The sequence below is a fragment of the Paenibacillus sp. FSL M8-0334 genome, assembly GCF_038000405.1.
Classification (GTDB): domain Bacteria; phylum Bacillota; class Bacilli; order Paenibacillales; family Paenibacillaceae; genus Paenibacillus_AQ; species Paenibacillus_AQ campinasensis.
Window position 1 is genome coordinate 2,930,215 of record NZ_JBBOCH010000001.1, and the last position, 17,867, is coordinate 2,948,081.

The window sequence follows — 17,867 nt, forward strand, 5'->3', positions numbered from 1 at the left end:
AGCAAGAGGAAAGGATTGTGACCTGACCATATGGCACTGCAAATTTATAATACATTAACCAGGAGCAAGGAAACCTTTGTGCCGGCGCAGCCGGGCAAGGTGAAGATGTACGTGTGCGGACCGACCGTATACGACTATATTCATATCGGAAATGCGCGTCCGATGATCTTTTTCGACGTAGTTCGGGCATACTTCGAGAATCAGCGCTATGATGTCAACTATGTGGTGAACTTTACCGACGTCGATGACAAAATGATCCGCAAAGCCGAACAGACCGGGACGACGGTGCCTGAGGTTGCGGAGAAATTTATCGCAGCTTATTACGAAGATTTGGACGGCCTGGGCATTCCGAGAGCGACGCTGAATCCCCGCGTCACGGAAAACATGGAAGAGATCATTGATTTCATCCAGGAGCTTGTGGACCGGGACTTTGCTTATGAGAACGGCGGCGACGTCTTCTTCCGGACCCGGAAGTTTGATGATTACGGCAAGCTGTCCCAGCAGAAGCTGGACGAACTGCAGTTTGGCATCCGGATCGAAGTGGATAAGCGCAAGGAAAGCCCGGAAGACTTCGTGCTGTGGAAAGCGGCGAAGCCGGGAGAGATCTACTGGAGCAGCCCTTGGGGCGACGGCCGTCCGGGATGGCACATCGAGTGCTCGGCCATGGCTCGCCGTTATCTCGGCGACACGCTGGACATTCACGGCGGTGGCCAGGACCTGCAGTTCCCGCACCATGAGTGCGAGGTGGCCCAGTCGGAGGCGCTCACAGGCAAGCCTCTGGCCAATTACTGGATGCACAACGGCTATATCCGCATCAACAATGAGAAAATGTCGAAATCGCTGGGCAACGGGGTGCTGGTGAAGGACCTGCGCGAGCAATATGCCAAAGAGGTCATCCGTTATTTCATGCTGTCCACGCATTATCGCAATCCGCTGAACTACAGCGATGAGGTGATGGCGCAGGCGATCAGCAGTGTCGAGCGGCTGGCGAATGCTGCCGGGAATGTGAAGCATCGGCTGAGCGCTGCCGTCGGTCTGCCTGATGAGGCGCCGAGCGAGGCTGTTGCTGCGAAGATGTCGGCTGTGCTTGCAGAGTTCCATGAGAAAATGCAGGATGACTTCAACACGCCAGATGCGATTACGGCAATGTTCCTGTGGGCGAGCGAGGCCAACCAGCTTCTGCAGGAAGCTTCGGTTCCGGCGGCTGATCTGCAGGCGGTGCTCCGCGCCTTTGAAGAGATGAACGGCGTGCTTCGCATCGTGGATTCGGCAGAGGCCGAGGAGATGCTGGATGAGGAGATCGAGCAGCTGATCGCCGAGCGCACGGAGGCCCGGAAGAACAAAAACTGGGCGCGTGCGGATGAAATTCGCGACATGCTGGCTGCACAGGGCATCCTCCTTGAGGACACGGCGCAAGGCATGCGCTGGCGGCGGAAATGAGCGGGCCAGGACCAGACGTGCCGGATTTTGGATGGTTTGATTTTCCGCCATCCAAGCCGGCGCGGCTCATCCCCCCGATCGTGCTCGCTTATATCGGAGACGCCATCTACGAGGTGGCGGTTCGACAATATTTGATCTCCAAGGCGAATCTGCGGCCGCATCATCTGCATCGCTTGGCCACCGGGCTGGTCTCGGCCAAGGCGCAGAGCCGGATCATCGCTTATCTGGAGCCGATGCTGACCGATGAGGAGCGGGATGTCGTGCGGCAAGGGCGCAACGCCAAGTCGGGCACGATGCCCAAGAATGCGAATGTGCTGGAATATCGCCATGCGACTGCGTTCGAGTGCCTGATCGGGTATTTGTATTATACGGGCAATCAGGATCGGCTCCGCGAGCTGATTGGCACAAGCATCGAATACATTGAACAATAAACGGGGCGGTCTGTCGGCTTCGGTATGATAACAACATTTTGGCTGGGGCCTGTATTCGGGTCCCGGTTCAAGCAGGAGGAGCAAATCAGTTATGCAGGAAGAAGAAATTGTCGCCGGCAAGCATTCCGTGACGGAAGCGCTGCGATCGGGACGAACGATTAATAAAATATGGATTGCGGAAACCGCGCAAAAGCATCTGACATCGCCGATTATCGCCGAGGCGAAGAAGCTTGGCATCGTGATCCAGCATGTCGACAAGCGCAAGCTGGATCAGCTTGCCCCCGGGGTTCAGCATCAGGGCGTTGTCGCGCAGACAGCGCCATACGCATACGCCGAGGTGGATGATCTGCTCAAGGTGGCGGAGGAGAAGGGGGAGCCGCCGTTTCTGCTCATTCTGGATGAGATCGAGGACCCCCATAATCTCGGCTCTATCCTGAGAACGGCAGATTGTACCGGAGTCCACGGCGTCATATTGCCGAAGCGCCGCTCGGCGCAAATTACGGCGACGGTCTCCAAAACCTCGGCCGGCGCGGTGGAATATGTGCCGGTGGCGAGAGTCACCAATCTGGCCCAGACGATTGAGCAGCTGAAGGAGCTGGGCGTGTGGATTGTCGGCACCGTGGTCGATGCGGATTCGGATATTTACGACGCCACCGTGTTTGACGGCCCGGTTGCGGTCGTGATCGGGAATGAGAATAAAGGCATGGGGCGTCTGATTCGGGAGAAATGCGACGTGCTCGCCAAATTGCCGATGGCTGGCAGAATCAACTCGCTGAACGCGTCGGTTGCCGCTGGTGTCGTCATGTATGAAGTGCTTCGCCGCCGCCATATGAAGGGTTAGAGATCCATGGCCGATTGGCGCGATGTGCTGCTGGTGGACGGCTACAATATGATCGGCGCCTGGCCGTTTCTTGCAGAGCTGGCCAAGTCCAGCATGCAGGATGCGCGGGATGCGCTTTTGGAGAAGCTGGCCGATTACCAGGCCTTCTCGGGCCGGCGGGTCGTGGCGATCTTTGACGCCTACCGGGTGCCTGGCCTCGGTAAATCCTACACCCAGGGCAAGGTTCAGGTGTATTTTACGAAAGAGAAGGAAACGGCTGATGAATGCATCGAGCGCCTGGTCGGGGAGTTTAGTCACCGCCGGCGCAAAATTTATGTCGCAACGAGTGATCTGATTGAGCAGCACGTTATTTTTGCGCTGGGGGCGCTCCGGGTGTCTGCCAGAGAGCTGCTGATCGAGGTGGAGCAAAGCGAGCAGGAGGTGCAGCGTCAAATCCGGAAGGAAGAGACGAAAAACCGGAATACGCTTGATTCCACGCTGCCGCCGGATGTGAGGCAGATGCTGGAACGCTGGCGCCGGGAATGAAGCCTGGAAGAAAGGACGCTTTGGCAGCCGCAGGTTGCGCATGATCTCCCGCAATAAAAAAATTTATACTTGACATTAAATGTTAATATCGGTCTATTTAGGCAATCTGTGGTTGACGGTCTGATAGACATCATATATACTTGTCATATATTTCAAGCGAGTGACGGACTACCGTGCGTTCCGGGCCGGAGGGATTCTATTGAGTGTAGACCTCAGAGAAGTCGTGTTGTCAGGGTATGATGTGATTAGTGATGAAGACATTGTCGAGGCGGTCCGCGAGGGTGACAGCGGTGCGCTTGAGTATTTGATCAACAAGTACCGGAATTTCGTGCGCGCCAAAGCACGCACCTATTTTCTCATTGGCGCTGACCGGGAAGACATTGTCCAGGAAGGCATGATCGGCCTTTACAAGGCGATCCGTGATTTTAAGGGAGACAAGCTTTCCTCGTTCAAGGCTTTTGCCGAGCTGTGCATCACAAGGCAGATCATTACGGCGATCAAGACGGCCACGCGGCAGAAGCATATCCCGCTCAATTCCTATATTTCGCTGGACAAGCCTATTTATGATGAGGATTCGGACCGTACCCTGCTTGACGTCATTTGCGGCACAGCAGTCAGCGACCCGGAGGAACTGATCATTAACCAGGAAGAATTCGTTGGCCTGGAAGATAAGATGTCCGAAATTTTGAGCGACCTCGAGCGTAAAGTGCTCATGTTGTATTTGGACGGTCGTTCATATCAGGAAATTGCGGTAGATCTCAGACGTCATGTGAAATCGATTGATAATGCGCTCCAGAGAGTCAAGCGCAAGCTTGAGCGTTACCTGGAGGTAAGGGATAACGGATAGAACTCATTCATTTATTTTGCTATCGTACATGTTACTTGGATCAGGAAAGGCTCGAACAGAGCCTTTTTTCATTTTTTGGATAGTCTGTTTTAGGTTTTTGTAAGATTGAACATAATGGTATAGAATGATCAGCAATACCGGTTTACCAAGTTCTGTACCTTGCAATCAGAGAGAAAAAGGCTTGAAATGGCGCTACCCTTGTGATAAAGTGATTTAGGTAGGCCTAAATTCGCGTGTTTTATGAATGAATCGTTGTTGCTTATGCGGGCACAGCGGTTTTATTCATCTCGCAGAAATAACCGCGTTTTACGTAATGCTAAGGCGATGTTATTTCTACTAGGATCAATATCGGTTCTTCTGATAAAGAAGGACGTCTTCGGGAGGTGCACATCATGCGGGTAATTATCACTTTGGCTTGTACAAGCTGCAAACAAAGAAACTACACAACCACCAAAAACAAGCGAAATCACCCCGACCGCATGGAGATGAAGAAATTTTGCAAGTTTTGTAACGAGCAAACTCCTCATCGCGAAACAAGATAGTTTTCTTTTGGAGGTGTAGTCGGCGTGAAACGTGGTTTCAAGTCTCTGTTTTCCTTTTTCTCTGAAAGCTGGGCGGAACTTAAAAAGGTTCGCTGGCCCAATCGTAAAGAGCTGACGAACTATACGTTGATTGTTCTTGGCACCATAGTGTTTGTCGCGATTTATTTTTGGGTTGTAGACATCGGTATTTCCGCTGTGATCGAAGCGATAATTTAGAAGGGTCCCAGGTGGCTTGATATGGAAAAAAGATGGTACGTGGTTCATACCTATTCCGGGTATGAGAATAAAGTCAAAGCCAATTTGGAAAAACGTGTCGAGTCCATGGGCATGGAGGACAAAATATTCCGGGTTCTTGTTCCGATGGAAGAAGAGGTCGTAAGCAAGGACGGAAAGAAGAAAACCGTCATGCGTAAGGTTTACCCGGGATATGTCTTGGTCGAGATGATTCAGACCGATGATTCTTGGTATGTTGTTCGCAATACGCCAGGGGTAACGGGCTTTGTCGGTTCGACAGGCTCAGGCTCCAAGCCGACGCCTTTGCTTCCAGAAGAAGTTGAACAGATTCTGAAGCATATGGGTATGGAAGAGCCGAAACCGAAGATCGAATTCGATATCAAGGAATCCGTTCGAATCAAGGTTGGTCCTTTTGCGAATTTTGTGGGCTCCGTGGAAGAAATATTGGCTGATAAGAGCAAGCTGAAGGTTCACGTCAACATGTTTGGACGGGAAACCCCGCTGGAGTTGGACTATACTCAAGTGGAGAAGATATAGATTTTTTGTTCTTCGGGTTTCTTGTGGGAGGGCGCTTTGCCGCGTCCGTTAACCACTATTGAGGCAAGGAGGTGTCTATCATGGCTAAAAAAGTAATCAAGGTAGTTAAACTGCAAATTCCTGCAGCTAAAGCGAACCCGGCTCCTCCGGTAGGTCCAGCATTGGGTCAAGCGGGTGTCAACATCATGGCATTCTGTAAAGAATTCAATGCGCGTACCGCCGATCAAGCTGGTCTGATTATTCCGGTTGAAATTTCGGTATTTGAAGATCGTTCCTTTACGTTCATTACCAAAACTCCACCGGCTGCTGTTCTGCTTCGCGTTGCTGCCAAGATCGAAAAAGGATCCGGCGAACCGAACAAGAAAAAAGTGGCTACGGTTAAGCGTGACGCAGTTCGTCAAATCGCTGAAACCAAAATGCCTGACCTGAACGCTGCATCTGTTGAAGCTGCAATGAAGATGGTTGAAGGTACTGCTCGCAGCATGGGCATCACAATCGAAGACTAAGGTCTCGTGAACCCGGACGTTCTTCGTCCGGAAATATGTGGGAGGATTTTCCGCTATCACCACAAAGGAGGAAATACGAATCATGGCTAAACACGGTAAGAAATACCTTGAAGCTGCCAAGCTGATCGACAGCGAAGCAGTGTATGAGCCTTCTGAAGCCGTTGGACTGGTGAAAAAGGCAGCTACAGCTAAATTCGACGAAACTGTCGAAGTAGCAGTGCGTTTGGGTGTTGACCCTCGTAAACAAGACCAGGCTGTTCGTGGTGTTGTTGTCCTGCCGCATGGTACGGGTAAAACACAACGCGTTCTGGTATTTGCAAAAGGTGACAAAGCGAAGGAAGCGGAAGCGGCTGGCGCTGATTTTGTAGGCGATCAAGATATGATCAACAAAATCCAGCAGGGCTGGTTCGAGTTCGACGTCTGCGTAGCTACACCTGATATGATGAGTGAAGTTGGTAAACTGGGCCGTCTGCTCGGCGGTAAAGGCCTGATGCCTAACCCTAAAGCCGGTACGGTTACTTTCGACGTTGCCAAAGCGGTTCAAGAAATCAAAGCTGGTAAAATCGAGTACCGTCTGGACAGAGCAGCTCAAATTCACGCGCCAATCGGCAAGGTGTCCTTCACTGAAGAGCAATTGAATGAGAACCTGAAAGCTCTCATCGATGCTTTGAACCGTGCGAAACCAGCTGCTGCTAAAGGTGTATACCTGAAAGGCATCGCCGTTTCGTCCACGATGGGACCGAGCGCTCGTGTGAACACAGCAACGTTCAAGTAATAAATACCGTTGACTTTGGTCAATGATGTTTGTTATGATGAAACAGTTGTGAGTTTATGAGACTGTTCGTTAAAGTTGAATATGCTTACCGTAGACAGTAGGTGCCCTAAGCAGGCTTAATTTCCTACCGAGGTGTTATGATAGAATGTCAGCAGCTTGTCCGGCTATGCCGGTCAAATGATGATTTCATCAGGCCTTCGTGATTCTACGGAGGCTTTTTTAGTGCCCGTAGGAAGAGAGCGGGGGGCTTGGCCTCAATCGCTACTTAGTACAACCAGGAGGTGTAATCATTGGCAAACGCAAAAGTGATTCAAGCGAAACAAGAAGCGGTTGATGTGATCGCAACGAAGCTGCGCGAGAGCGTAACGACCGTTGTTGCTGACTACCGTGGATTGAACGTTGCGCAGGTTACTGAACTGCGTAAACAGCTTCGCGAAGCTGGCGTTGAATTTCAAGTTTTGAAAAACTCGCTGCTTCGTCGTGCAACTGCGGCTGCAGAACTGACAGAACTCGATGAAGTGCTGACAGGTCCTACAGCTGTTGCATTCAGTGTCAATGACGCCGTCGCTCCGGCAAAAATCCTGAACGATTTTGCTAAACAGAACGACGCGTTGAAATTGAAAGGCGCCGTAGTAGAAGGTCGTGTAATTGGAGAAGGCGAGATCAAAGCTCTGGCTGAGCTTCCATCCCGCGAAGGTCTCCTTTCCATGCTCCTCAGCGTCCTTCAAGCTCCAGTTCGCAACTTCGCGCTTGCAGTTAAAGCTGTGGCAGAGAAGGAAGAGCAAGGCGCATAAGCAGTGTGAACGATTCGCTGTATGATTGTAACTATACAAAATTCTTATAATAAACGGAGGTTCAACTTAAATGAGCAAAGAGCAAATCTTGGAAGCAATTAAAGGCATGTCCGTTCTGGAACTGAACGATCTCGTTAAAGCAATCGAAGAAGAATTCGGCGTAACTGCTGCAGCTCCAGTAGCTGTTGTAGGTGGCGGCGGCGCTGCTGAAGCTGCTGAGCAATCCGAATTCGACGTAGTACTGGCTAACGCTGGTGCATCCAAAATCAACGTTATCAAAGTGGTTCGCGAAATCACTGGCCTCGGCTTGAAAGAAGCGAAAGAGCTGGTTGACAACGCTCCTAAAGCTCTGAAAGAGAAAGTATCCAAAGACGAAGCTGAAGCTGTTAAAGCGAAGCTTGAAGAAGCAGGCGCAACTGTAGAGCTGAAGTAATTTCTCTCTAACGGATATGTCAGCATGATGCAAACCCCTTGAATTTAGGTTCAAGGGGTTTGTTATTGTGAGGCGTTAACCCAAGACAGGTCTGTTTGAAATCAGCCGGGGGTATACTGGTACAATTGGCGCTCTTTGCTCCTTGTTCGGGGGAAAGAGGGGAAACTGGATTCAGATGGAGGGGCGTATGCCGAATCAGCACTATTACTCTAATCAGCCGAAGACGGCGCATGATCGCAAAGAGCTGAGTGCAGTCCTTCGGGGAAACACGTTCCGTTTTATCAGCGATGCGGGGGTATTTTCCAAGGGCGGCGTAGATTATGGCAGCAAAGTTTTGATAGAAGCGATGGACATTCGGCCAGATGCTTCCGTGCTGGATGTCGGGTGCGGTTATGGGCCCATCGGTTTGGCTGCGGCGAAGCTCGCTGCTGCCGGACATGTGACGATGATCGACATTAACAGCAGAGCTGTCGAACTGGCGAAGGAAAACGCGATTCGCAACAGCATTGCGAATGTCACGGTGATGGAATCGGATCTGTTTGCTGCGGTGAAAGGCCAGCAGTTTGATGTGATCCTGACGAATCCTCCGATCCGTGCGGGAAAAGAAACGGTGTTTGCGATTTTTGAAGAGGCGTGGCATCATCTTCGCGACAATGGTGAGCTGTGGATCGTGATCCAGAAGAAGCAGGGCGCTCCTTCGGCGAAGGCGAAGCTGGAGAGTCTGTTCAAGAAGGTGGAAGAGGTAACGAAGGATAAGGGTTATCGCATCTTCAAGGCGACAAAGGCTTGAGGAAATGAACGCAAATGCATGAAATGAAAATTAATGTTTCAAAATACGGCAGGGCTGTTGACTCGGTTGACCCGCTGTGTTATTATTATAAAATGTCAGTATTAGGATGGTCTCTTTGTCTTTAGTTTGCTGAAATGTCAAGGCCTAATGTGAAGGGAACTGCATAAAGTCCGTCGCATTAACGTATAATATGTACATTTTGGGCAAATCTACTGGATATGAGATGATTATCATAACCATGGATAAGCTGCTCTTTTTTCGAAAGTTGATTCGATAAGGGCTTTTCTCTATTTATGGGAGTGTCCTCTGTATGTACCATTATAGTGTTACAAACAGAGGTTCGCAATGAATTTTTAAAGTGAGTAGACATGAGGGGTGAGTTTAAGTTGGCAGGACATCTTGTTCAATATGGTCGACGCACTCGGCGCAGTTATGCTCGTATCCACGAGGTACTCGAAGTTCCGAACCTGATCGAAATCCAACAAAAATCTTATGAATGGTTTTTGGAGGAAGGGCTTCGCGAAATGTTTCAGGACATCTCGCCAATCCAGGATTTCACAGGCAACTTGGTTCTGGAGTTCATTGACTACAGCCTTGGAGAACCGAAATACACCGTCGATGACGCAAAAGAACGCGACGTTACTTATGCGGCGCCGCTCCGCGTGAAGGTCCGTCTCATCAATAAGGAGACTGGAGAGGTCAAGGAGCAGGAAGTGTTCATGGGGGATTTTCCGCTCATGACGGAAACCGGAACATTCATTATCAATGGTGCCGAACGGGTTATTGTCAGCCAGTTGGTTCGCTCTCCCAGCGTCTATTTCAGCACGAAAGTGGATAAAAACGGTAAGTCAACCTACACTGCTACAGTGATCCCGAACCGCGGCGCATGGCTGGAACTCGAAATGGACGCGAAGGACATCATCTATGTCCGGATCGACCGCACCCGCAAAATCCCTGTAACCGTGCTTTTGCGTGCGCTTGGTTTTGGTACGGATGCCGAGATTCTGGAGTTGCTGGGCAATGATGAATATATTCAAAACACGCTGGACAAGGACAACACGGACTCTACCGAGAAGGCGCTGATCGAGATTTACGAACGTCTTCGTCCGGGCGAGCCGCCGACGCTGGAGAATGCGAAGAGCCTCCTGGTCGCGCGTTTCTTTGATCCGAAGCGTTATGACTTGGCTAATGTGGGTCGCTACAAGATCAACAAGAAGCTTCATATCAAGAATCGTTTGTTCAACCAGCGTCTGGCTGAAAGCCTGATCGACGTTGAAACTGGCGAGATTATCGCAGAAGCAGGACAAACGGTAGACCGTCGTCTCCTCGACGAGATTATGCCACACCTCGAGAAGAGCGTTGGCTTCAAGAACTACCATGTGGCCGGCGGTGTGCTGGATAGCGATGATATCCCGATGCAAACCATTGATGTCTTCTCTCCAATTGAAGACGGCAAGGTAGTGAAAGTGATCGCGAACGGAAATATCGACAAATCCGTGAAACATATTACGCCGGCGGATATCATCTCTTCCATCAGCTATTTCATCAACCTGCTGCATGGAATCGGGAACACGGATGATATCGACCATCTGGGCAACCGCCGTCTGCGTTCTGTTGGCGAGCTGCTGCAGAACCAGTTCCGTATCGGTTTGTCCCGCATGGAGCGCGTTGTGCGTGAAAGAATGTCGATTCAGGATGCGAATGTGATTACGCCGCAGGCATTGATCAACATTCGTCCTGTTATCGCATCCATCAAGGAGTTCTTCGGAAGCTCCCAGCTGTCCCAGTTTATGGATCAGACGAACCCGCTGGCAGAACTGACGCACAAGCGTCGTCTGTCTGCACTCGGACCTGGTGGTCTGACGCGGGAGCGCGCAGGCTTCGAAGTCCGCGACGTTCACCACAGTCACTATGGTCGTATGTGTCCGATCGAGACGCCGGAGGGACCGAACATCGGTCTGATCAACTCTTTGTCTACCTTTGCCCGCATTAACGAATACGGCTTTATTGAAGCTCCGTATCGCTGGGTGGATCCGAAAACAGGCAAGGTAACCGAGCAAATTGATTACCTGACTGCGGATGAGGAAGACAACTACGTGATCGCCCAGGCGAATGCCGAACTGAACGAAGACGGCAGCTTTACAGATGATGTCGTTATCGTTCGTTACAACAAGCAATCCGATAACATCCTGCCGATGCCGAGCGACCGTGTGGACTACATGGACGTATCGCCGAAGCAGGTTGTATCCGTGGCGACGGCGCTCATTCCGTTCCTTGAGAACGATGACTCTAACCGCGCCCTGATGGGATCGAACATGCAGCGTCAGGCGGTTCCTCTGCTCGTGCCTAAAGCTCCGCTTGTCGGAACAGGCATGGAGCATAAAGCTGCTAAGGATTCCGGTGTATGTATTGTAACCAAATACGACGGGATTATTGAACGTTCGTCCGCTGACGAAATCTGGCTCCGCCGCGTGGAGAACGTGGACGGACAAGAAGTCAAAGGGGACATCATTAAATATAAACTGCACAAGTTTATGCGTTCCAACCAAGGAACCTGCATTAACCAGCGTCCGATCGTCAAGCGCGGCGACGTGGTGAAGAAAGGCGACATTCTGGCCGACGGTCCTTCAACCGAGATGGGCGAATTGGCGCTTGGCCGCAACGTTGTTGTCGCGTTTATGACTTGGGAAGGTTATAACTACGAGGATGCGATCCTTCTTTCCGAGAAGCTCGTGAAGGAGGATGTGTACACTTCGATTCATATCGAGGAGTACGAATCCGAGGCTCGCGACACGAAGCTGGGGCCGGAGGAAATTACGCGCGACATTCCGAACGTCGGTGAAGAAGCGCTGAAGAACCTGGATGAGCGCGGCATTATCCGCATCGGTGCCGAGATTAGCGCCGGAGATATTCTCGTCGGCAAGGTTACGCCTAAAGGGGTAACGGAACTGACGGCGGAAGAGCGTCTCCTGCATGCGATCTTCGGTGAGAAGGCTCGCGAGGTTCGCGATACGTCACTTCGCGTGCCTCACGGAAGTGACGGCATCATCGTTGACGTGAAGGTGTTTACCCGTGAGAACGGCGATGAGCTGCCTCCAGGCGTCAACCAATTGGTTCGCGTCTACATCGCACAGAAACGGAAAATCTCTGAAGGCGACAAGATGGCAGGACGTCACGGTAACAAAGGTGTCGTTGCCCGGATCTTGCCTGAAGAAGACATGCCGTTCCTGCCGGATGGCACACCGGTACAGGTTGTGCTTAACCCGCTCGGGGTTCCATCGCGTATGAACATCGGTCAGGTGCTTGAGGTCCATCTGGGTATGGCTGCCCTCCAGCTCGGCATTCACGTTGCAACGCCGGTATTTGACGGTGCAAGCGAGTATGACGTGTTCGATACGATGGAGGAAGCAGGCATGCAGCGCAACGGTAAGACCGTGCTGTATGACGGCCGGACTGGCGAGCGCTTCGAGCGTGAAGTTACGGTGGGCGTCATGCACATGATCAAACTGGCGCACATGGTTGACGACAAAATCCATGCCCGTTCCACAGGCCCTTACTCTCTCGTTACGCAGCAGCCGCTGGGTGGTAAAGCTCAGTTCGGCGGTCAGCGCTTCGGTGAGATGGAGGTGTGGGCGCTTGAGGCCTACGGTGCAGCGTACACGCTGCAGGAAATCCTCACAGTGAAATCCGATGATGTTGTCGGCCGGGTAAAAACGTACGAATCGATTGTCAAAGGCGAGAACGTTCCGGAACCAGGTGTTCCTGAATCGTTCAAGGTATTGATCAAGGAGCTTCAGTCTCTCGGTATGGACGTCAAAATCCTAAGCGAGGACGAAGAAGAAATCGAGATGAAAGAACTCGATGATGAAGATGATGCCGCAGGTGATAAACTGAGCCTTAACTTGGAAGGCGCTGAAGTCGGAGTGGAATAACGGCTGCTGTTCACCCCGTCGGTCTTTGGCCGGCGGCGGTGTTGCGACCGTAGCACATAATTAGGACTAGGTTGAGGAGGGTTGCTCCTTGTTGGACGTTAACAATTTTGAGTATATGAAAATCGGTCTTGCTTCCCCGGAGAAGATTCGTTCTTGGTCCCGCGGCGAGGTGAAGAAGCCGGAAACGATTAACTACCGGACATTGAAGCCGGAAAAGGAAGGCTTGTTCTGTGAACGGATTTTCGGTCCTCAAAAGGACTGGGAATGTCATTGCGGTAAATATAAGCGTGTCCGTTATAAAGGCGTTGTCTGCGATCGCTGCGGCGTCGAAGTTACGCGTGCCAAAGTCCGCCGCGAGCGGATGGGACATATTGAGCTGGCCGCTCCTGTATCCCATATCTGGTACTTCAAAGGCATTCCAAGCCGGATGGGTCTGGCGCTGGATATGTCTCCAAGATCTCTTGAGGAGATCATCTATTTCGCATCTTATGTCGTAACCGATCCAGGCGATACGCCGCTGGAGAAAAAACAGCTGCTGTCCGAGAAAGAATATCGCAGCTATCGTGAGAAGTACGGTTATGGTTTCCAGGCTGGCATGGGTGCTGAGGCTGTGAAGAAGCTTCTTCAGGATCTGGATATTGAAAAAGAACTGGAATTCCTGAAAGAAGAGCTGCGTACGGCACAAGGCCAGCGCCGCAACCGCGCCATTAAGCGCCTTGAAGTCATTGAGGCGTTCCGCAATTCCGGCAACAAGCCGGAGTGGATGGTGATGGATGTACTGCCGGTGATCCCGCCTGAGCTTCGTCCGATGGTTCAGCTGGATGGCGGACGTTTTGCCACTTCTGACCTGAATGACCTGTATCGCCGTGTTATTAACCGGAACAACCGTTTGAAGCGTCTGCTGGATCTCGGAGCTCCGGACATCATCGTACAGAACGAGAAGCGTATGCTTCAGGAAGCGGTTGACGCGCTCATCGATAACGGCCGTCGCGGCCGTCCGGTTACAGGACCGGGCAACCGTCCTCTGAAATCCCTCAGCCACATGCTGAAAGGTAAGCAAGGGCGCTTCCGGCAGAACCTGCTCGGTAAACGGGTAGACTACTCCGGTCGTTCCGTTATCGTCGTAGGTCCGTACCTGAAGATGTATCAGTGCGGTCTGCCTAAGAAAATGGCGCTTGAGCTGTTCAAGCCATTTGTGATGAAAGAGCTGGTCAACAAAGGTCTGGCTCACAACATCAAGAGTGCAAAACGCAAAGTTGAACGTGTAAGCCCAGAGGTCTGGGACGTGCTTGAAGAAGTGATCAAGGAGCATCCGGTACTGCTTAACCGTGCCCCTACGCTTCACAGACTCGGTATCCAGGCGTTTGAGCCGATTCTCGTTGAAGGTCACGCGATTCGTCTTCACCCGCTCGTATGTACAGCGTACAACGCGGACTTTGACGGTGACCAAATGGCGGTTCACGTGCCGTTGTCTGCAGAGGCACAGGCGGAAGCTCGTCTCCTTATGCTGGCATCCGGCAACATTTTGAACCCAAAAGACGGCAAGCCTGTCGTTACCCCTTCCCAGGATATGGTCCTTGGTTCCTTCTATCTGACGATGGACAACAAGGAAGAGAAGGGCACCGGCATGATTCTGGGCAGCGTGAACGAGGCGGTATCCGCATATCAGCGCGGTGTTGCAGGTCTTCATGCACGTGTTGCCATCCCGGTTAAAGCGCTTGGCAAAACCAGCTTTACCGAGAAACAGCAGCAAGCGATGCTCGTAACGACGATCGGCCGGATCATCTTTAACGAGATTTTCCCGGCAAGCTTCCCGTATATTAACGAAGCTACGCGTACGAACTTGCTTCAAGGTACGCCGGAGAAGTATTTCATTTACGAAAAAGGCACCGATATTCAAGAAGTGATTCAGAATCTTCCGATCAGCGGTGCTGTCGGTAAGGAATATCTGGGTCAGATTATTGCTCGCTGCTTCGAAACGTACCATACAACCGAAACCTCCATCATTCTGGACAAAATCAAGCAGCTCGGCTTCACGTACTCGACACGTGCCGGCGTGACCGTAGCGGTCTCCGACGTTATCGTGCCGGAAGAGAAGAACGAGATTCTGAGAGAGTCCGATGAGAAGGTTAACGTCGTTACGAACCAATACCGTCGCGGTCTGATCACCAATGAAGAACGCTATGACCGCGTTATTGATATCTGGTCCAAAGCGAAGGACGACATTACGGAAGTTCTGATGAAATCGATGGACCGCTTCAACTCCATCATGCTCATGGTGGACTCCAAAGCGCGGGGTAACAAATCGCAGATCACCCAGCTGGGCGGTATGCGGGGTCTGATGGCCAACCCGTCCGGTCGAATCATCGAATTGCCAATCAAATCGAACTTCCGCGAAGGACTGACGGTACTCGAGTACTTCCTGTCCACGCACGGTGCGCGTAAAGGTCTGGCCGATACCGCGCTTCGTACCGCTGACTCCGGTTACTTGACACGTCGTCTGGTCGATGTCGCCCAGGACGTGATTGTACGCGAGGACGAGTGCAGCACGGATAAAGGCTTTACCGTAAGCCGCATCCAGGACGGCAAGGAAGTCATCGAGGATCTGTATGATCGTATCGAAGGCCGTTATTCCTTCGAAACCGTTCGTCATCCGGAAACAAAGGAAATTATCGTGAACCGCAACGAGCTGATCGATTCGGACAAAGCGGCCGAAATCGTGAAGGCTGGCGTAGAGAAAGTTCAGATTCGTTCGATTCTCAGCTGCCGCGCTCGCTATGGCGTCTGCAAAAAATGCTACGGCCGCAACCTGGCTACCGGCAAACATGTTGAAATTGGTGAAGCGGTTGGTATCATCGCCGCCCAATCCATCGGTGAACCGGGAACCCAGCTTACGATGCGTACATTCCACACAGGCGGTGTTGCCGGTGACGATATTACGCAAGGTCTTCCGCGTATCCAGGAGCTCTTCGAGGCCCGTAACCCTAAAGGTCAAGCGACCATTAGTGAGATCGACGGCGTCGTCAAAGAGATCCGCGAGACGAAAGACCGTCGTGAGATTGAAGTTCAGGGCGAAGCGGAAACGAAAGTCTACTCCGTCACATACGGCTCCCGTCTGCGCGTAAGCGAAGGACAGCATATTGAAGCCGGTGACGAGCTGACAGACGGATCCATCGATCCGAAAGAAATGCTTCGCATCAAAGGGATTCGCGGTGTGCAGAACTACATTCTGCAGGAAGTACAGCGCGTTTACCGGAACCAGGGTGTGGAAATCAACGATAAACACGTTGAAGTGATGATCCGGCAGATGCTGCGCAAAATCCGTATCGTTGATGCGGGAGATACGAACCTGCTGCCAGGCTCTTACGTGGATATCCATGAATACGAGTCAGCGAACAAGGAAGCGATTCTGTCCGGTAAAGAGCCGGCAGTTGCCAAGCCGGTGCTGCTCGGGATTACAAAAGCGTCTCTGGAAACCGACTCATTCCTGTCCGCAGCCTCCTTCCAGGAGACTACGCGCGTGCTGACCGACGCCGCCATCAAAGGTAAAGTCGACCAGCTGCTCGGTCTGAAAGAGAACGTCATTATCGGTAAGCTGATTCCTGCCGGTACCGGTATGAACCGCTACCGCAGCGTGAAATTCGAAGGTCAGGATCTTCTGAACGACGAAAATCAGGAACTGGAGCCAGCTTCCGTAGAGTAACAAGAAAGAAAGGATGGGACGGGATGTGAAAGCAGCCGTAATCCGGCGCTTTGCTCCCGTCCCAGAGTTTCTTTTTTTATCCGATTTAATAGCTTGACATCGTTTGGGGCAGATGCTAATATAGCAAAGGTGCGTGAATAGTTGCCTTGTTCCCTGATCTTTTGGAGGAATGCTTGTGTCTAATGAAAAAGGATTACAGGATGCACATGTCAAGATCGGCACCAAACAAACGATGAAGGCCGTGGAAACAGGCCAGGCCGCAGAAGTCTATGTGGCTGAAGATTGTGATCAGCGTCTGATAACCAAGATCGTATCCCTGTGCAGCAAGCATCAAGTGCATATCAATTATGTGCCTACGATGAAGGGGCTTGGGGAAGCGTGCGGCATAGAAGTCGGCGCAGCCATGGTCGCAGTCTTAAAATCATGAGTAGGAAACTGTTTTTGTTGGAGGAGCGTACTTCTCTCGGCAAAAACTTTTCATTTGTTCTTTTATGAACCGCCTGGGTCTGTGGACTTAAAACTTGGTTTGTAACAGGATGATAATTACGGGAAGGGGGTGGCTAGAATGCCAACAATTAACCAACTGGTTCGCAAAGGCCGTCAAGCAAAAGTGTACAAGTCGAAATCTCCAGCTCTTCAAAAAGGATTCAACGCTTTGAAACGTGAGGAGACGAACTTGAGCGCTCCGCAAAAACGCGGTGTTTGCACTCGTGTAGGTACAATGACGCCGAAGAAACCGAACTCCGCACTTCGTAAATATGCCCGTGTTCGCTTGACGAACCGCATTGAGGTGACGGCATACATTCCGGGTATCGGTCATAACTTGCAGGAGCACAGCGTTGTATTGGTTCGCGGCGGACGGGTAAAAGACCTTCCGGGTGTACGTTACCACATCGTTCGCGGTGCGCTTGATACCGCTGGTGTTAACAACCGGATGCAAGCTCGTTCCAAATACGGTACGAAGCGTCCGAAAGCAAAAAGCAACTAATGCTCATGTGACAACAATAGCATGACCATGATTGAAGAAAGGGGGATATCCATGCCACGCAAAGGTCCAGTTACAAAAAGAGACGTGCTGCCGGATCCGGTGTACAACAGCAAGCTGGTTACTCGTCTGATCAACCGTATCATGTTGGATGGTAAAAGAGGTGTTGCTCAAAGCATCCTTTACAATGCATTCAACATCATCAAGGAACGTACAGGCAATGATCCGATGGAAGTATTCGAAGCTGCTATCAAGAACATCATGCCAGTACTGGAAGTTAAAGCTCGTCGTGTCGGCGGTGCAAACTACCAGGTTCCGATCGAAGTTAAACCAGAGAGACGTACATCCCTTGGATTACGTTGGCTCGTAAACTACTCTCGCACACGCGGTGAGAAAACAATGGAAGAGCGTTTGGCAGCAGAGATTATCGATGCTTCCAACAACACAGGCGCTTCCGTTAAGAAGCGTGAAGACACGCACAAAATGGCTGAAGCAAACAAAGCATTTGCTCACTACCGCTGGTAGGATTAACAGTCACATTAAACTTCAATT

Annotated in this window: 18 protein-coding genes and 1 other annotated feature; all 18 genes read left to right on the top strand. The window is 51.4% G+C overall.

Annotated features, from left to right (window positions below):
• Positions 1 to 30 precede the first annotated feature (30 nt).
• Complete coding sequence (gene cysS / locus MKX64_RS12720; protein ID WP_095267518.1) at positions 31 to 1,440, top strand: cysteine--tRNA ligase; 1,410 nt, start codon at positions 31 to 33, stop codon at positions 1,438 to 1,440.
• Positions 1,437 to 1,871 carry a Mini-ribonuclease 3 gene (locus MKX64_RS12725; RefSeq protein WP_095267519.1) on the top strand — a complete coding sequence of 145 codons (435 nt, stop codon included), beginning with the start codon at positions 1,437 to 1,439 and terminating at the stop codon, positions 1,869 to 1,871. The genes cysS and MKX64_RS12725 overlap by 4 nt, the downstream gene beginning before the upstream one ends.
• A gap of 91 nt (positions 1,872 to 1,962) precedes the next feature.
• Entirely contained in the window at positions 1,963 to 2,712 is a 750-nt protein-coding gene (gene rlmB / locus MKX64_RS12730) for a 23S rRNA (guanosine(2251)-2'-O)-methyltransferase RlmB (protein ID WP_095267520.1), read from the top strand.
• 6 nt (positions 2,713 to 2,718) lie between these two features.
• Entirely contained in the window at positions 2,719 to 3,237 is a 519-nt protein-coding gene (locus MKX64_RS12735) for an NYN domain-containing protein (RefSeq protein ID WP_095267521.1), read from the top strand.
• A gap of 199 nt (positions 3,238 to 3,436) precedes the next feature.
• Positions 3,437 to 4,084, top strand: a complete 648-nt coding sequence (gene sigH, locus MKX64_RS12740; protein WP_095267522.1) for an RNA polymerase sporulation sigma factor SigH — start codon at positions 3,437 to 3,439, stop codon at positions 4,082 to 4,084.
• Positions 4,085 to 4,476: 392 nt separating this feature from the next.
• On the top strand, positions 4,477 to 4,626 hold the full coding sequence (gene rpmG, locus MKX64_RS12745; RefSeq protein WP_006212941.1) for a 50S ribosomal protein L33: 150 nt from the start codon (positions 4,477 to 4,479) through the stop codon (positions 4,624 to 4,626).
• Positions 4,627 to 4,650: 24 nt separating this feature from the next.
• Positions 4,651 to 4,842: a preprotein translocase subunit SecE gene (gene secE / locus MKX64_RS12750; RefSeq protein WP_095267523.1), complete on the top strand. Its 192-nt coding sequence runs from the start codon at positions 4,651 to 4,653 to the stop codon at positions 4,840 to 4,842.
• A gap of 21 nt (positions 4,843 to 4,863) precedes the next feature.
• Positions 4,864 to 5,397 carry a transcription termination/antitermination protein NusG gene (nusG, locus tag MKX64_RS12755; protein ID WP_095267524.1) on the top strand — a complete coding sequence of 178 codons (534 nt, stop codon included), beginning with the start codon at positions 4,864 to 4,866 and terminating at the stop codon, positions 5,395 to 5,397.
• An 80-nt stretch (positions 5,398 to 5,477) separates the two neighbouring features.
• Positions 5,478 to 5,903, top strand: a complete 426-nt coding sequence (gene rplK / locus MKX64_RS12760) for a 50S ribosomal protein L11 (protein WP_095267525.1) — start codon at positions 5,478 to 5,480, stop codon at positions 5,901 to 5,903.
• An 82-nt stretch (positions 5,904 to 5,985) separates the two neighbouring features.
• On the top strand, positions 5,986 to 6,678 hold the full coding sequence (gene rplA, locus MKX64_RS12765) for a 50S ribosomal protein L1 (protein ID WP_095267526.1): 693 nt from the start codon (positions 5,986 to 5,988) through the stop codon (positions 6,676 to 6,678).
• A 70-nt stretch (positions 6,679 to 6,748) separates the two neighbouring features.
• Positions 6,749 to 6,908, top strand: a sequence feature (ribosomal protein L10 leader region).
• A gap of 60 nt (positions 6,909 to 6,968) precedes the next feature.
• Positions 6,969 to 7,472: a 50S ribosomal protein L10 gene (gene rplJ / locus MKX64_RS12770; protein ID WP_095267527.1), complete on the top strand. Its 504-nt coding sequence runs from the start codon at positions 6,969 to 6,971 to the stop codon at positions 7,470 to 7,472.
• Positions 7,473 to 7,542: 70 nt separating this feature from the next.
• The gene (gene rplL, locus MKX64_RS12775) at positions 7,543 to 7,905 is read left to right on the top strand and encodes a 50S ribosomal protein L7/L12 (RefSeq protein WP_095267528.1); all 363 of its coding nucleotides are present in this window, start codon (positions 7,543 to 7,545) and stop codon (positions 7,903 to 7,905) included.
• A 187-nt stretch (positions 7,906 to 8,092) separates the two neighbouring features.
• Positions 8,093 to 8,695, top strand: coding sequence for a class I SAM-dependent methyltransferase (locus MKX64_RS12780; protein WP_095267529.1), 603 nt, complete (start codon positions 8,093 to 8,095; stop codon positions 8,693 to 8,695).
• 386 nt (positions 8,696 to 9,081) lie between these two features.
• The gene (gene rpoB, locus MKX64_RS12785) at positions 9,082 to 12,627 is read left to right on the top strand and encodes a DNA-directed RNA polymerase subunit beta (protein WP_095267530.1); all 3,546 of its coding nucleotides are present in this window, start codon (positions 9,082 to 9,084) and stop codon (positions 12,625 to 12,627) included.
• A gap of 88 nt (positions 12,628 to 12,715) precedes the next feature.
• On the top strand, positions 12,716 to 16,330 hold the full coding sequence (gene rpoC, locus MKX64_RS12790) for a DNA-directed RNA polymerase subunit beta' (protein ID WP_095267531.1): 3,615 nt from the start codon (positions 12,716 to 12,718) through the stop codon (positions 16,328 to 16,330).
• A gap of 175 nt (positions 16,331 to 16,505) precedes the next feature.
• Positions 16,506 to 16,757 (top strand): ribosomal L7Ae/L30e/S12e/Gadd45 family protein, encoded by a 252-nt coding sequence (locus MKX64_RS12795; RefSeq protein ID WP_095267532.1) that lies wholly within the window; start codon positions 16,506 to 16,508, stop codon positions 16,755 to 16,757.
• Positions 16,758 to 16,895: 138 nt separating this feature from the next.
• Complete coding sequence (gene rpsL, locus MKX64_RS12800) at positions 16,896 to 17,318, top strand: 30S ribosomal protein S12 (RefSeq protein ID WP_095267533.1); 423 nt, start codon at positions 16,896 to 16,898, stop codon at positions 17,316 to 17,318.
• Between the two features lie 51 nt (positions 17,319 to 17,369).
• Positions 17,370 to 17,840 carry a 30S ribosomal protein S7 gene (gene rpsG / locus MKX64_RS12805; protein WP_095267534.1) on the top strand — a complete coding sequence of 157 codons (471 nt, stop codon included), beginning with the start codon at positions 17,370 to 17,372 and terminating at the stop codon, positions 17,838 to 17,840.
• The last annotated feature ends 27 nt before the right edge of the window (positions 17,841 to 17,867 follow it).

Coding starts and splice junctions, on each gene's coding strand:
- MKX64_RS12725 (WP_095267519.1), top strand. CDS start 1,437: ATGAGCGGGCCAGGACCAGACGTGCCGGATTTTGGATGGTTTGATTTT.
- rplK (WP_095267525.1), top strand. CDS start 5,478: ATGGCTAAAAAAGTAATCAAGGTAGTTAAACTGCAAATTCCTGCAGCT.
- rplL (WP_095267528.1), top strand. CDS start 7,543: ATGAGCAAAGAGCAAATCTTGGAAGCAATTAAAGGCATGTCCGTTCTG.
- MKX64_RS12735 (WP_095267521.1), top strand. CDS start 2,719: ATGGCCGATTGGCGCGATGTGCTGCTGGTGGACGGCTACAATATGATC.
- rlmB (WP_095267520.1), top strand. CDS start 1,963: ATGCAGGAAGAAGAAATTGTCGCCGGCAAGCATTCCGTGACGGAAGCG.
- MKX64_RS12780 (WP_095267529.1), top strand. CDS start 8,093: ATGCCGAATCAGCACTATTACTCTAATCAGCCGAAGACGGCGCATGAT.
- cysS (WP_095267518.1), top strand. CDS start 31: ATGGCACTGCAAATTTATAATACATTAACCAGGAGCAAGGAAACCTTT.
- rpsL (WP_095267533.1), top strand. CDS start 16,896: ATGCCAACAATTAACCAACTGGTTCGCAAAGGCCGTCAAGCAAAAGTG.
- nusG (WP_095267524.1), top strand. CDS start 4,864: ATGGAAAAAAGATGGTACGTGGTTCATACCTATTCCGGGTATGAGAAT.
- rplA (WP_095267526.1), top strand. CDS start 5,986: ATGGCTAAACACGGTAAGAAATACCTTGAAGCTGCCAAGCTGATCGAC.
- rpsG (WP_095267534.1), top strand. CDS start 17,370: ATGCCACGCAAAGGTCCAGTTACAAAAAGAGACGTGCTGCCGGATCCG.
- rpmG (WP_006212941.1), top strand. CDS start 4,477: ATGCGGGTAATTATCACTTTGGCTTGTACAAGCTGCAAACAAAGAAAC.